Source organism: Streptomyces cavernae (assembly GCF_004023625.1).
In the GTDB taxonomy this organism is placed as follows: domain Bacteria; phylum Actinomycetota; class Actinomycetes; order Streptomycetales; family Streptomycetaceae; genus Streptomyces; species Streptomyces cavernae.
Map to the genome: position 1 here is coordinate 80646 of NZ_RPDJ01000023.1, position 14873 is coordinate 95518.

11 protein-coding genes are annotated in these 14873 nt (G+C 70.7%); 4 read left to right on the forward strand and 7 right to left on the reverse strand.

Annotation, left to right across the window (positions count from 1 at the left end):
* Positions 1–10: 10 nt before the first annotated feature.
* Both dnaJ and EF387_RS29960 read left to right on the forward strand, forming a co-directional pair.
* Complete coding sequence (gene dnaJ / locus EF387_RS29955) at positions 11–1189, forward strand: molecular chaperone DnaJ (RefSeq protein WP_128379760.1); 1179 nt, start codon at positions 11–13, stop codon at positions 1187–1189.
* 7 nt (positions 1190–1196) lie between these two features.
* On the forward strand, positions 1197–1649 hold the full coding sequence (locus EF387_RS29960) for a heat shock protein transcriptional repressor HspR (protein ID WP_128379761.1): 453 nt from the start codon (positions 1197–1199) through the stop codon (positions 1647–1649).
* A 181-nt stretch (positions 1650–1830) separates the two neighbouring features.
* Here EF387_RS29960 and EF387_RS29965 read toward each other — a convergent pair whose 3' ends face one another.
* From EF387_RS29965 to EF387_RS29980, 4 genes are all read right to left on the reverse strand, one after another.
* Positions 1831–3231, reverse strand: coding sequence for a UDP-glucose dehydrogenase family protein (locus EF387_RS29965; protein WP_128379762.1), 1401 nt, complete (start codon positions 3229–3231; stop codon positions 1831–1833).
* Between the two features lie 54 nt (positions 3232–3285).
* Positions 3286–4452, reverse strand: coding sequence for a right-handed parallel beta-helix repeat-containing protein (locus EF387_RS29970; RefSeq protein ID WP_128379763.1), 1167 nt, complete (start codon positions 4450–4452; stop codon positions 3286–3288).
* On the reverse strand, positions 4439–6451 hold the full coding sequence (locus EF387_RS29975) for a right-handed parallel beta-helix repeat-containing protein (RefSeq protein WP_238431781.1): 2013 nt from the start codon (positions 6449–6451) through the stop codon (positions 4439–4441). The genes EF387_RS29970 and EF387_RS29975 overlap by 14 nt, the downstream gene beginning before the upstream one ends.
* 311 nt (positions 6452–6762) lie before the next feature.
* A complete protein-coding gene (locus tag EF387_RS29980; RefSeq protein ID WP_238431782.1) occupies positions 6763–8019 on the reverse strand; it encodes a glycosyltransferase family 2 protein in 1257 nt (418 codons plus the stop codon).
* Between the two features lie 638 nt (positions 8020–8657).
* Here EF387_RS29980 and EF387_RS29985 point away from each other — a divergent pair.
* Entirely contained in the window at positions 8658–9152 is a 495-nt protein-coding gene (locus EF387_RS29985) for a hypothetical protein (RefSeq protein ID WP_238431800.1), read from the forward strand.
* 665 nt (positions 9153–9817) lie between these two features.
* Positions 9818–11434 carry an IS200/IS605 family accessory protein TnpB-related protein gene (locus tag EF387_RS29990; protein WP_420802640.1) on the forward strand — a complete coding sequence of 539 codons (1617 nt, stop codon included), beginning with the start codon at positions 9818–9820 and terminating at the stop codon, positions 11432–11434.
* A gap of 6 nt (positions 11435–11440) precedes the next feature.
* Here EF387_RS29990 and EF387_RS29995 read toward each other — a convergent pair whose 3' ends face one another.
* The 3 genes from EF387_RS29995 to EF387_RS30005 are packed head-to-tail and all read right to left on the reverse strand — an operon-like array spanning position 11441 to position 14762.
* Complete coding sequence (locus EF387_RS29995) at positions 11441–12283, reverse strand: transglutaminase family protein (RefSeq protein ID WP_128379766.1); 843 nt, start codon at positions 12281–12283, stop codon at positions 11441–11443.
* Between the two features lie 2 nt (positions 12284–12285).
* Entirely contained in the window at positions 12286–13218 is a 933-nt protein-coding gene (locus EF387_RS30000; RefSeq protein WP_128379767.1) for an alpha-E domain-containing protein, read from the reverse strand.
* On the reverse strand, positions 13215–14762 hold the full coding sequence (locus EF387_RS30005; RefSeq protein ID WP_128379768.1) for a circularly permuted type 2 ATP-grasp protein: 1548 nt from the start codon (positions 14760–14762) through the stop codon (positions 13215–13217). Before EF387_RS30005 ends, EF387_RS30000 begins: the two co-directional genes overlap by 4 nt.
* Positions 14763–14873 lie beyond the last annotated feature (111 nt).

Genomic DNA, 14873 nt, shown 5'->3' on the forward strand with positions numbered 1-14873 from the left:
GACGTCGAGGATGAGTACCAAGGACTTCATCGAGAAGGACTACTACAAGGTCCTCGGCGTCCCCAAGGACGCCACAGAGGCCGAGATCAAGAAGGCGTACCGGAAGCTCGCCCGCGAGTTCCACCCGGACGCCAACAAGGGCAACGCCAAGGCGGAGGAGCGCTTCAAGGAGATCTCCGAGGCGAACGACGTCCTCGGCGACCCCAAGAAGCGCAAGGAGTACGACGAGGCGCGCGCCCTCTTCGGCAATGGCGGGTTCCGGCCCGGCCCCGGCGCCGGAGGCGGATCGTTCAACTTCGACCTGGGTGACCTCTTCGGCGGCGCCCCGGGCGGGGGCGGTGCGGGCGGCTTCGGCGGCGGACTCGGTGACGTCTTCGGGGGCCTGTTCAACCGCGGTGGCGCCGGCACCGGTACGCGGACCCAGCCGCGGCGCGGCCAGGACATCGACACCGAGGTGACGCTGAGCTTCACCGAGGCGGTGGACGGTGCGACGGTCCCGTTGCGGATGACCTCGCAGTCCCCCTGCAAGGCATGCTCCGGCACGGGCGACGCCAACGGCACCCCGCGGGTGTGCCCGACGTGCGTCGGTACCGGTCAGGTCTCGCGCGGCGGCAGCGGCAGCTTCTCGCTCACCGACCCCTGCACCGACTGCAAGGGCCGCGGCCTCATCGCGGAGAACCCGTGCGATATCTGCAAGGGCAGCGGCCGGGCGAAGTCGTCGCGGACCATGCAGGTGCGCATTCCCGCCGGGGTGTCCGACGGCCAGCGCATCCGTCTGCGCGGCAAGGGTGCGCCGGGCGAACGGGGCGGCCCGGCGGGCGACCTGTACGTGACCGTGCACGTCCACCCGCACCCGGTCTTCGGCCGCAGGGGCGACAACCTCACGGTGACCGTCCCGGTGACGTTCGCGGAGGCCGCACTCGGCGGCGAGATCCGCGTCCCCACCCTCGGCGGCCCTCCGGTGACGCTCAAGCTGCCCCCGGGCACACCGAACGGCCAGACGATGCGGGCCCGAGGCAAGGGCGCGGTCCGCAAGGACGGCACCCGCGGGGACCTGCTGGTCACCGTGGAGGTCGCGGTGCCCAAGGACGTGACGGGCAAGGCGCGTGACGCGCTCGAGGCGTACCGCGAGGCGACCGCGGACGAGGATCCGCGGGCGGAGCTTTTCCAGGCCGCGAAGGGAGCATGAGGACGCCATGGATGGAGTCGGCCGACGGCGTAACCCCTACGAACTGACCGAAGAGACGCCGGTGTACGTCATCTCGGTGGCTGCCCAGCTCTCCGGTCTGCATCCGCAGACCCTGCGCCAGTACGACCGTCTGGGCCTGGTCTCTCCCGACCGCACCGCCGGCCGGGGCCGCCGTTACTCGGCCCGCGACATCGAACTGCTCCGCCAGGTGCAGCAGTTGTCGCAGGACGAGGGCATCAACCTGGCCGGCATCAAGCGCATCATCGAACTGGAGAACCAGGTGGTCGCCCTCCAGTCCCGCGTCGCGGAGCTGGAAGCGGCCCTGGACGGCGCCGCGGCGGCGATGCAGGCCCGCGAGGCGGCGGTGCACGCCTCGTACCGGCGTGACCTGGTCCCGTACCAGGACGTCCAGCAGACGAGCGCGCTCGTGGTCTGGCGCCCGAAGCGGCCGCAGGACTAGCGCGTCCGCGTGTGCGCACCCCGTGCGTGAAGGGGCCGGCAGGTTGAGGAAACCTCCCGGCCCCTTCTTCGCGCCGCAGCGAGCGTCGCTTCGCGCCGCCCTCAGGCCCCGTGTGCCTCGGCGGGAATCCGCCGTTCCGTCGGCTGGTGTTGCACCGGCGGCCGGCCACCTGGGGGATGTCTCAAGGCCGTCCGAGCGCCCGGTACTCCCAGCCGGCGGCGCGCCACTGGGCCGGGTCCAGGGCGTGGCGGCCGTCGACGATGCGGCGGTGGGTGACCACGGCGCCCATGGCGTGCGGGTCGATCTCGCGGAACTGGGTCCATTCGGTGAGCAGGACCACCACGTCCGCGCCGGTGGCGGCTGTCATGGCGTCCGGCCCGTAGGTGAGTTCGGGGAAGGCGCGGCGGGCGTTCTCCGTGGCGGCCGGGTCCACGACCGTGACGGAGGCTCCCGCCTGCTGGAGGGTTCGGGCCACGTCCAGGGCGGGTGCGTCACGGATGTCGTCGGAGTTGGGCTTGAAGGCGGCGCCCAGTGCCGTGACCCGGGCGCCGGAGAGGTCGCCGCCGACGAGCTCGCGAACGAGGTCGACGGTGCGGGCCCGGCGGCGTTTGTTGATGGCGTCCACCTCGCGCAGGAAGGCGACGGCCTGGCCGACGCCCAGTTCCTCGGCGCGGTGGCTGAAGGCACGTATGTCCTTGGGCAGGCAGCCGCCGCCGAAGCCGAGGCCCGGCTTGAGGAAACGGCCGCCGATCCGGTCGTCGTAGGAGAGGGCCTCGGCCAGGCCGGTGACGTCGGCGCCGGTCGCCTCGCAGATCTCCGCCATCGCGTTGATGTAGGAGATCTTGGTGGCGAGGAAGGAGTTGGCGGCGACCTTGACCAGTTCGGCGGTCTTCAGGTCGGTGACCACCACCGGGGTGTCGCGGGCGATGACGGGGGCGAACGCCGCCCGCAGCCGCTCCTCGGCCCAGGCCGACTCGGTGCCGAAGACCAGCCGGTCGGGGTGCAGGGTGTCGTCCACGGCGTAGCCCTCGCGCAGGAACTCGGGGTTCCAGGCGAGTTCGACGTCCGTTCCGGCGGGGGCGAGACGCTGCACCAGTTCGGTCAGCCGGGTCGCCGTACCCACCGGCACGGTCGATTTGCCCACCACCAGCGTGCGGCGGTACAGATGCCGTGCGAGTTCGCTCACCGCGCTGTCGACGTAGCGCAGGTCCGCCGCGTCGGAGCCCTGCTGCTGGGGCGTGCCGACGCAGATGAAGTGGACGTCGCCGAATGCGCCGGCCTCGGCGAAGTCGGTGGTGAAGCGGAGCCGTCCGGAGTCCAGCGCCTTGGCCAGCAGTTCGGGCAGGCCCGGCTCGAAGAAGGGGACGCTGCCGGAGCCGAGCCGCTCGATCTTGTCGGGGTCGACGTCGACGCCGAGGACCTCGTAGCCGAGGACGGCCATGCAGATGGCGTGGGTGGCGCCCAGGTAGCCGGTGCCGATGACGGTGAGGCGTGGCAGCGGAGTTCCGGGGGTGCCGGGTCCGGTCGTGCTGTCGTCGGGTCCGAGTGAGGTGTCCGTCCGCTTGGCGGTGGCGAGGGTCATGGTGTGCTCCCGTATGCGCGTGGGGGCGGCGCTGTGAAGGGTTGGGTGGGCGGCTCAGGAAGGAGTGCAGTCGACGTTCGCCAGGCCCTCGGCCGCCCCTGTCGCCTTGTTGTCGCAGGTGACCTTGTTCCCGTTGACGGGTGTGAGCTTGTAGCCGTAACCAGGCCCGTCCACGTGTGCGGTGTTGCCCTTGAACGTGTTGTCGGCGCCCCAGCCGTCGACGATCTCGTGGGTCTGGAAGCCGTCCTGGAGTGCGTGGCGGCCGGTGTTGCCCTGGACCAGCCAGCCGTTGCCCTTGAGGTCGACCCAGGAGTCGTTGTGCGAGCCGCTGAGCGCGGAGCCGTCGAAGGTGTTGCCGATGACTTCTCCGTCGCTGGTGCCCTCCTTGATGTCGATGGACTCGGCGGTCGTGTCGCTGATGCCGTTGCCGCGGATCACATTGCGGTTGCTGGCGTCGGGTTTGCAGTCCGAGACCGTGCACCAGTTGGACTCGGCGGAGCCGATGTAGATGCCCTCGCCGAACTTCTCCCGCCGGTTGCCGGTGTCGCGGACGGTGTTGTCCTGGACGACGTTGTCCGAGCTGAAGTTGCGCAGATGGATGGCCTCGTCGCCGATGCGTTCGACGGTCAGGCCCTGGATGACGGCGCCCTGCACACGGTCCGCCATCACGCCTTTCTGGCTGTTGCGGACGGTGAAGCCGACCAGCCGCCAGTGGCTGGCGCCGTCCAGGTGGAAGCCGTATCCGCCGTCGATGCCCTCGCCGTCGATGACCGCTGCGGAACCGCCGCAGACGTACACGGGTCGGTCGGCGGTGCCCGGCGTGGTGGCCTTGAAACGACCCTGGTACGTGCCGTCGGCCAGCCGGATGCTGTCCCCCGGGCCGGCGTCGGCGAGGGCCTGTTCCAGCGAGGCGGAGTCGTTCACCGTGACAGTGGCGGCCGGGCACTTGAGCGTCCTGGCCGTCGGCGCGCCGGTGTCGCCGGTGGCGGCCGGTCCGGACGGGTCTGCGGCGGGGGCGGACGAGGCCGGTGTGGTGTCGTCCTCGTCCGGTTCCGTCGCGGATGCGGCCGGCGTGCGGGTGGTGAGGGTGGGGCCGACCGGTCCGGTGGCCCCGGCCGGGGTGTCGGGGTCCCCGCCGGAGGTCACGGCCACGATGAGGGCGATCACGGAGCACAGGAACGCCCCCGTGGCCAGCCACAGCGCGCGATTACCACTGGTCATGGGTCATCACCGGAACCCGTTCGTGTGCTGCCAGGCGGATCTCCGTGGGCGGAGGGGTCGGCAGGGGCTTCTTGTCGGCGTAGGGGTGGGCGCGTCCGCGGCGTCCGCGACCCCGGTTGCCGCGCTGGCGCTGTCCCATCACGGCCGACATCAGGATGAGCAGCAGAATGAAGGTCCACAGCAGCGTCATCGGGCTGGCGTAGTGCCGGAACTTCGTCCAGAAGGAGCTGGTGTCGTGCCAGGCGAAGGTCTGGTTCTTCTTGATGTCCATGTCGCCGCCGGCCCGAACGGTGTCCAGGGCGCTCGGCCCGACGCCCGCGATGACGTTGTAGGAGATCGTCGAGCCGTCGACGCCGCCCACCATGGACACGCCGTGGTTGGTGGCGTCCTGGATGGTGTTGCCGCGAACCTCGGCGACCGAATCGCGCACGTAGACGCCGGTGTCGGCGTTCTCCACGATGTTCCCGGTGATCTGCGCCTCCGTCACACCGTCGCGCACCGAGATGCCCTGGCGGACCTGGCCCTTGAGGTGGTTTCCGGTGATGGCCACCTTGGCGGCCTCCTGGCGGGCGACGATGCCCATGTCCCCGCCGCGGACGTTGTTGTTCTGGACGCCGACGTCCATGCCGCCGAGGATCTCGATGCCGTAGCGGCCGTTGTCGTCGGCGGTGCTGTTGGAGACGGAGTTGGAGCCGTAGCTGCTGATGGACTCGCCGGAGGCCGAGGGGCCGCTCGCCAGGGGGCGGCCGCTGAGCGTGAATCCGTTGCCTTTGTTGCCGCTCGCCGTGGATCCCGTGACCTGGACCTGCTGGGTGGCGCGGGCGAGGACGAAGCCGTCGCCGCCGTTGTCCTTGGAGGTGGTCCGTGCGACGTCGGCGTTGGTGACGTAGCGGTGGAGTACGAGGCCGTCCTGGAAGCTCTTCGACACCTTGGTGTCGGTGATGCTGACGCCGGTGGCGCCGGAGACGAACAGCCCGTAGGTGTTGCCCTTGATGGTGGAGTGGTCGACCTCCGCCGACACGTACGACAGGTCGGGCACGGTGAACCTGCTGTCCGGGGTGGTCAGTTCACCGGATGGCTGGGCGAGGACGCCGCCGCTGCTGGGTATCTGCTCGGCTTCCTTCTCCGCCTTGTCGGCGGCCTCCGCCCGCTCGCGCTGGTTGAGGTCGTCGCTGGTCGGGGTGTCCGGGCCGTCGATGTTGCCGGTGTCGGGACGGTCGGTTCCGGTGAGGCTGAGGCCGCCGGTGCGGCCGCTCCAGAAGCCGAGGTCGCTGACGGCGGCGTACTTCATCGCGAACTGGCCGCCGATGGCACGGATGTACGCCCGGCCGTCGCGCGGGTCCGTGTCCGGCTTGTTGGTTTTGGTGTCCCAGCTGCCGATCTTCATCGGAGCCTGCGCGGTGCCCTCCAGGATGAGCCGGCCGCCGAACGAGACGATGGAGACGAAGCCCTTGTTGCTGCTGGCCATGCGCATGGTCAGGCCGCCCGGGTTGGACAGCTTCAGCTTGGCGCCGGCGTTGAGGTACAGGTTCTCGGTGAGCAGATAGGAGCCGTCACGTTTGCGGACGAAGGTCTGCGGGGCCAGTGACAGCAGGTCCGAGACACCGTACGGCTTGGTGCGCGCGGTGAGGACCAGGGTGTAGCCGCTGCCGGTGTCCAGGCGGTACGGCTGTGACCACTTGGCGCCCTTCAGCGGGGCGACGGCGGCGACGGCACGGACCTGGTCGAGCCGGTGGTCCTCGGCATCGACGAGGGCGGCCTGGGCCTCGGACTCCTCGGGGGTGAACTTGGGTGCTTCACCGTCGTCGTCGGATTCGGCCCGTACTCCGGCGAGGACGCTTCCCGCCGCGGCCGCCTTCGGCGCGGCATGAGCGAGGGGCGCGGAGCCGAGGAGTGCGACGGCGACCAGGGGCAGGAAGGCGGCGGCCGTCGCCGTACCGCGCAGGGCGGCGCGGGAGGCGGGGAGGACGGCGCGGCCGTGGAGGATACGGGCGGTCAACAGGGTGGACCCCAGGGGGAATCGAGGGCGGTGTGGGGAGTACCCGCCGTGAGCGGCCGCACGGCGGGGCACGGGGGCAGGCCGGGGCTCGGTGTGGCGGGTGGCGTCGCCGTTCGTCGAGTGGCCGGATGAGGAGCCGGCCTCGCGGTCGGTTCGGTGGGTGGTCCCGTGGTTCTTCGGGCGGTCGGTCCCGTCGCACGCCTCGTAGCCGGCGGGACGAACGGCTGCGTGACCGTTCCCCCGCGCGGCCCGGTGGCCGACCAGGTCCTCGGTGGCCAGGTCCCGGCGCGTCCGCGGTGGCTGATGGAGCGTCACGGTTGGAACGCCCCCGCCCGGCGGCCGTCGGCGGAGGGACGGTGGGGGCCGTTGCCCGAGAGCGATGCGGCGTTCTGTCCCTCGCCGCCGATGCTGGTGCTGGTCCGGGTCAGCCAACCCTGCTTGTTCATGGTGATGAAGGCCCACAGCTTGATCGGCAGCGAGATCATGACGACCACGAGGGCCAGCAACGGCAGCAGAAGGATCTCCTGCGGGTGTCTGCGCAGGTGCGAATAGCCGCGGATGCCCCGCCCCACGAAGAGCCAGATCAGCACCAGGACCACACCGCGGCCGGTCAGTTCGAGTCGGCTGAACAGCAGATAGCCCAATGCCATGCCCATGGTCACGGGCGTCAGCAGGATCTGCAGCACGGTGATCTTGGTGACCAGGGGTACCCGCCACAGCCAGCCCTTGTACAGGGCAGTGAGATAGCAGCGGTAGGAGTTGCGGCTCCAGCGCACCCGTTGCTTGACGAAAGCCCGGAACGAGGACGGGAACATGGACAGCGCACGCGCGCTCGACTGGTGCACGGTCTTGTACCCGGAGGCCAGCACCAGCCAGGTCAGCCGGCCGTCGTCGCCGGCGACGCAGCGTCGGCCGAGGAAGAACTCGTTCTCCAGGTTCTCGAGGACGGGATCGACGGCGGCCTTGCGATAGGCGGCGGTACGGCCGGACAGACAGGCGACGGCGCCGGCCCGGCCCATCGCCGGGACGTAGTCGTAGTAGCGCAGATTGACCAGCCAGTCCGCGATGCGCCGCCAGATGCTGCTGCGGCGCATGAAGACGTTCTGCTGGGTGCCGACCCCGCCGACCTTGGGGTCGACGAAGGGCATCTGCACGGCGTCGAGCAGGCCGGCCTGCCAGCGGGTGTCCGAGTCGACCAGCACCACGAGTTCGCAGCGCGCGGCCCGGATGCCCACGCCCAGCGCGGACCGCTTGCCCCGGTGCTCGAACGCGAGCACCCGCACCCGCGGGTCCCGCACCGCGGAAAGCCTGCGCAGCACCTCGTGGTCCTCGACGTCCGGGACAATGATCACTTCGTTGGGTCCCTGGGCCAGCCAGGTCTCCAGGCAGTCGAGCAGGATGTCCGGGTCCTCGCGGTAGGCGGGAACCACGACGGACACGGAAGTCCGGTAGTTGTTCACGATCGGCTTGGCGAAGCGGGAGAGCACTGCCCGGTAGAGCCATAGCCCCCAGACGAACGCACCGGCGATGCCCAGCGGCATCACCTCACGCCACGATGTTTCCCCCACCGCTGCAACGATCCATGACCAAAAATCGTCGAAGTAGTCCGACATCAACGAGGTCCCCCCAGGAACGCACTGGGATCGAACATGATCCAAAAAGTGCGGTCTGTGTCATATATGGCAGGGACTCTAGAGGCGCATCCATCGTTTCTTTACGCAAGAAACACAAACGTCACCGGAGCATCCGGGACGGGTGCGACGAAGACAGGCTTCCCCGGGCGAACTTCGTGGCGTGGATCATCGATTTTGAGCCAGTGGAAACATGGTCTGATGAATCGTCATATAACCATCTGGAGGCGGAAGTTGGCGGAGGTGGTGGGCAACGCCTCTGGTGCTGCGCATGCCGGACGGGGCGAGAAGGGGAACCGACACTGCATATGTCAGATGTGACGCGAATCACAGCAACGTAACTGTTATCGGTGGCCGCTCGGTTCGTCGGAATCCTGCGTTCCCGGTCGCCGAACCGTCCACGATGGAACGCCGGCAGCGGGTGAGGAAATGCACCCCGGTCGGGATGGACATCGGAGTGCCGAACGCGTGCGAACGCAGTTCGGAAAGCGGACGTCATAGGGAAAGCTTGAGTTCCTGTGTCCGTCGCGGCCGTTGCGCGCCGCACCGTCCTTCGCTGGAGGCACCCCTTGACCATGGTCGGCCTGTTCTGGATAACGCGGGAGAGCGTCTACGTGGGCGCCGAGCCGGAAGGGAGCGGGTGGGGCGTGCGGCTCACTCCGGAGGGGGTGGAGGGGCTCGGGACCGACCAGAAGGGCTTCTGGGCCTGGGCGGACGTGCAGGAGGTCAGCGTGCACTACGCCCCGGTGCGCTCCAGTTCCCGATGGCTCGTCAACACCGCGGTGGACACCGTCATCGATGTCGCGGTCGGGGGTGGGGCGACTCCGCCCTCCTTCGAGATCCATGTCCGGACGGCCGACGAGAAGGCCGAGTTGTCGGTGTACTCGGCACCCGTCGGGGGCTATGTGCAGAGCGAGTACGACCTGTCGGTGGCCCTGCTCGAGCGGTTCGTCGACGGAACGGTGGACGTCGCGCGGCTGCTGGAATGGGGCCACGCCGAGGGCGACGGGGTGACACCGTGGCGGCCGGCCAGGGAGGCGCTCCTGAAGAGCTGGGCGGCGACCGGGTGACACGTTGTCCGTGCCCGACGCTCGACCGCGCTTCCTGAGGGCGGCGAGGCCCACTGGGGGAGATCCCCGGATGAGACCCCGGGGGCAAGGCCTCCGGGGAAGGTCCCCGGGAGAGGCCCCGGGAGAGGTCCCTGGGGGAAGCCCCGGGCGAGGCCCCCAGGCGGGACCGGGGGACGCGACCCCTGGCCAGGAACCCGGGGGACCCAGCCCCGCACGGGGGAAGGGGAGCGCAGCCCCAGGCGGGACCGGAAGCGCAGCCCCGAGCAGGAACCCCGGGCGCAGCCCCAAGCAAGAACCGGGCTCACCCAGCCGGGGGACCGGGGCGAGACCCCGGGAAGCCCCTGGGCTAGGCCCGGGGAAGGATCCCGGCCAGACCCTCCGGGCGAGATCCCCCGGGGGAGCCCCCGGGCAAGCCACCGCAGGAGCAAGGCGGTGGACGCCGCGAAGGCAGGGGGTTCGTACTGCTGCCGTTTGACCGAGCGCGAACGCGCATGGGCCGTGTGAGTGAGTGCCGGTGCCCGTGACGGGGGCGCGGATGGTTTCGGAGTTTGTTGAACGGGGGTTTGTGTGTCGAATGCGTGACCTTTGCGGGTGGGGTTCGTTGGGTGCGGTGGCGGGTGCTTCGGTGTGCGGGTGGGGGTGTGGGGTTGGGCGGGTTGCGGGAGGTGGCGGCGCCGTTTGTGGTGCCCGGTCCCTCGGGGGTCGCTGTCCGGGCCCGGCTGCGGGTGTCGGAGACGGACGCGGCGGTGCTGGCCGAGGTCGGCATGTTCCTGGGTGCGCTGGCATCGCGGGATCTCGCGGTGCGTTCCCGGCAAGGCCTGGCCCATGACGCCGCAATGTGGGCTGCGCGTAAGCGGGAGATTTCCGGGGGCTCGTCGGCGCGGTGGGCGGGCAGTATCACCAAGGCCACGCATGATCAGTGGGCGTTGGCGCGGCGTGGTCAGGTGGCGCAGATGGGGTGGCTGCGTGGGCAGATCGCCGCGATCGAGGCCCGGCTGGCCCGCCCGCTTCGCGCCAAGGCGGACAAGCGGGCTGGGCTGGTGCGCGGGTATGGCTCGCGGGCGGAGTGGCATGCCAAGGCGCGCCGTCTGCACGGACTCAAGGACCGGCTGGGGCGGTTGGAGGCGGACTGGGCGGCGGGCCGGGTGCGTGTGGTGCGCGGCGGCAAGCAGCTGGCCCGCCTGCGCCACCACCTCGATGAGGCCGGGCTGGACGGGCAGGCCTGGCGGAAGCGGTGGCAGGCGGCGCGGATGTTCCTGTCCGCGGACGGGGAGTCCGGTAAGCGCTTTGGCAACGAGACCATCCGCATCACCCCCGACGGGTCCGTCTCGGTCAGGCTCCCGGCCGCGCTCGCGCATCTGGCCAGCGCCCCGCACGGCCGCTACCTCCTCGACGCCACCGCGCACTTCCGGCACCGGGGCGAGGAGTGGGCGGACCGCATCACCGCCGGTCGGGCGGTGGCCTACCGCATCCACCACGATCCAGCCCGTGGGCGCTGGTATGTGACCGCCTGCTGGCAGCGCACCCCCGCCTCCGTCCTGCCGCTGAATGCGGCCCTTGCGGGCGGGGTGGTGGCGGTGGACATGAACGACGACCACCTCGCCGCCTGGCGGCTGGATGTGCACGGCAACCCGGTCGGCGAACCCAAGCGCTTCAGCTACGACCTGTCCGGCACCGCCGCCCACCGTGACGCCCAGATCCGCCACGCCCTGACCCGGCTGCTGCACCACACCCAACAGTGCGGGAGCGCGGCGATCGCGATCGAGGACCTCGACTTCGCCGAGAGTAAGACGCGGGAGAAGCACGGCCGCAACAAACGCTTCCGCCGGCTGCTCTCCCGTTTCCCCACCGCACGGCTCAAGGCCCGGCTGGTGGCGATGGCCGCCGAGCAGCACATCGCGATCGTCGCGGTCGACCCCGCCTACACCTCCCGCTGGGGCGCCCAGCACTGGCAGCAGCCCCTGACCACATCCACCCGCAAGACCACCCCCCACGACGCGGCAGCCGTGGCGATCGGACGGCGCGCCCTCGGGCATCCGATCCGGCGACGGACGACACCGCCCCCACACGACCGGAGCGATCGTGTGGGGCATCGGACCGCCCAGGCCGGACCGGAGTCCCGGAGGCGTGAGGAACCCCGCCCCCGCATTCCCGGACCACGATCGAGAGTCGTGCCGCCCGGACACGGAGAGAACGCGGGCGACCAGCGTGCCCAACACCGTTCGGAGCACGCGACTGAGCATGCGTCCTGGCAACAGGACTCACTCCCGCTCAGTTTCTAGGAACGGTTACGCCACCCGTGTGAACTCCACCGTCACCTCCGGCGGTCCACCCGCCACCCCCCGGTAGATCCCCTTGTGCGGTGTCACGTCGTCGTAGTCGCGCCCGCGACCCACCACCACGTGGGACTCGTCGGCGCGGGTCCGGTTCGTCGGGTCGTAGCCCGTCCAGTCCCCGGCCCAGTACTCGATCCACGCGTGGCTCTGCCCGGCGACGGCGCGGTGGAGTTCCGCCTCGCGCTCGGGGTGGAGGTAGCCCGAGACATAGCGGGTGGGCAGGCCGAGGCCGCGCAGCAGGCCGGCGGTGAGGTGCGCTATGTCCTGGCAGACCCCGGCACCCTTCTCCCACGCCTCCACGGCCCGCGTGTTGACACCCGTGGCGCCGGGCACGTACGACACCCGGTCCGCGACCAGCGACGACACCGCCATCGCCGTCTCGTGCGGGTCAAGCCCCCCGGCGGCGGAGCGGGCCAGGTCAACGAGTTCCGCGGGTACCGCTGTCCGTGACGTCGGTACCGCGTATTCCAACAGCCGGGAGCAGTCCGCCTGTTCGGTCACTTCCGCCCAGCTCGCCGCCTTGCGGAGCGGGCCGGGTGGGGCCGTCTCCACCAGGCTCACCGCGGTGATGGTCAGGTCCTCGTGCGGCTCCATCAGGTCGAAGCCCGTCACCTGGGTGCCCCAGTAGTCCCAGTACGACCAGGTGGCCGTGGCCGGGTGCACGGTGACCCGGGCGTCCAGGGTGGTCTGGCCCGGCAGGGTCAGCGGGGTCATGCGGACCTCGTTGTGCGAGGACACGGCGGCCTGCGCGTACGAGACGTGCGTGGTGTGGCGGATGCGCAGTCGGCGTGACATCCTCACGCTCCTTCCTGGGCCCACACCACGGGCCCCTGGTACGGGAAGAACTTATCCGCCACGGCCTCCGCCGAGGCCATGCACGACGTCTGCAGATCCCGCAGCAGCACGGGAAGCGCGTCGGTGAGCCCCGCCGAGTCCAGGTACTCCAGGCGGGTGCGCATCCGGCCGATGGGGCGGCGCGCCGGGTCCTGGCGGGGGCGGCCGAGCGCCGCCAGGCACTCCTCCGCCGTGGTCAGCGCGTGCAGCGCCGAACGCGGGAACTCCCGGTCCAGCAGCAGGAACTCGGCGACCCTGGAGGTGTCGCCGAAGCCGCTGTGGACCCGCGCGTACGCCTCGTCGGCCCCGCTCGCGCTCAGCAGGGTCGGCCAGTCGGGGGCGTGCGCGGCGTCCAGGACGCGCACGGACAGCAGCCGGACCGTCATGTCCACACGTTCCAGGCTGCGGCCCAGGACGACGAAACGCCAACTGTCGTCGCGGCTCATGGTGGAGTCGGCGAGGCCGAAGAAGAGGGCGGCCCTCCGCCGCACCAGCTCCAGATAGGCGTACGGGCCCGTCCGCCGTGCCGCCGTGCGCTGGTCGGCGAGCGCGTGCCACGTCGAGTTGAGGCACTCCCACATCTCGGACGAGACCGCCTCGCGTGCGCTGCGGGCGTTCAGCCGGGCGGCACCGAGCGCGCCCTCGATGGAGCCCGTCGAGCGCGCGTCGAAGGCCAACTGGTCGAGGACCTGCTGCATGTCGACGGGGTCGGGTCCGGCGTCCACACCGAGGATCGCGTACAGCGAGCGGCAGGCGGCGTCCTCGTCGCGCCAGGGGTCCTCCAGCAGGCGGTGCAGGTAGGCGTCGAGGATGCGGCCGGTGGCGTCCGCCCGCTCGACGTAACGGCCCGTCCAGGTCAGGGCCTCGGCTATCCGGGAGAGGATCACGTCGTTCACTGCTGCTGTGCCCCTTCCTGTACGACGCTGTGGGTGCCGTCGGGACCCAGTTGACGGGGTGCGACCTGGGGCAGCGGGCCGTCCTGGCTGACCGGAGCGGGACGCTCGGCGGGGCCCTCGGAGATCACCCAGGTGTCCTTGGAGCCGCCGCCCTGGCTGGAGTTGACGATGAGGTTGCCCTCCTGGAGCGCCACCCGGGTGAGCCCGCCCGGCAGCACCCACACCTCGCGGCCGTCGTTGACGGCGAACGGGCGCAGGTCGATGTGGCGCGGTGCCATGCGCTCGCCCGCGAGGGTGGGGGAGGTGGACAGGGCGACCGGGCGCTGGGCGATCCAGCCGCGCGGGTCGGCGGCGACGGCCTTCCGGGTGCGCTCCAGGGTGGCCGCGTCGGCCTTGGGCCCGATGACGATGCCCTGCCCGCCGGCCCCGTCGACGGGTTTCACGACGAGCTGGTCGATCTGGTCCAGCACCGCCTCCAACTGCCCCGGCTCGTCGGGCCGGTAGGACTCGACGTTCGGGAGGACCGGTTCCTCGCCGAGGTAGTACCGGACGAGGTCGGGCACGTACGTGTAGAGCAGCTTGTCGTCGGCGATGCCGTTGCCGACGGCGTTGGCGAGGGTCACATTGCCCGCCGTCGCCGCACTGAGGATGCCCGGGCAGCCGATCACGGAGTCGGGCCGGAAGTGGAGCGGGTCGAGGAAGTCGTCGTCGAGGCGCCGGTATACGACATGGACGGGCATCTCGCCCCGGGTGGTGCGCATCCACACCCGGTTCCCGCGGCACACCAGATCGTGGCCCTCCACCAGCTGTACGCCCATCAGCCGGGCCAGCAGGGCGTGTTCGAAGTAGGCGGCGTTGTTGGGGCCGGGGGTGAGGACGACCACGCGGGGATCGGCGACCCCGCCGGGAGCCGCCGCGCGCAGCGCGGCCAGCAGCCGCTGGGCGTAACCGTCCACCGGCACCACGTGCTGTTCGGCGAAGAGCGAGGGGAAGATCCGGGTCATCGCGCGCCGGTTCTCGATGACGTACGACACGCCCGACGGCACGCGCACATTGTCCTCGAGCACCCGGAAGTCCCCGGCCTCGTCCCGGACGAGGTCGATGCCGGCGACGTGGATCCGTACGCCGCCGACCGGTTCGATGCCGTGTGCGGCGCGGTGGAAGTGCGGGGAGCCGAGCAGCAGCCGCCAGGGCACCACGCCGTCCTCGAAGGCCCGGCAGGGCCCGTAGGCGTCGGCGAGATAGGCCTCCAGCGCCCGGACCCGCTGCGAGACCCCCCGCTGGATCAGGTCCCATTCCAGCGCGTCGAGGATCCGCGGTACGAGGTCCAGTGGCCAGGGCCGCTCCTCGCCCGCGAACGCGTAGGTCACCCCGCGGTCGGTGAACGCCCGCGCCATCTGGTCGGCCCGGAATCGGAGTTCCGCGGGCTCCATCGGTTCGAGTGCGGCCAGTACCGGCTCATAGGCGGTCCTGACTTCACCCGGCCGCACAAACATCTCGTCCCACGCGTCGGCCAACGCGTACGCGTCAAATATGTCCGCCATGACTGGACGGTAAGTGCGGTGTGTAACGCGGCGATCACTGGCCGATTTCCGCCAGTTGTCGGGGCCGACCTTGGGGCTCGCAGTGGGCCGTGCGAGCCCCGAGGTCTGCTC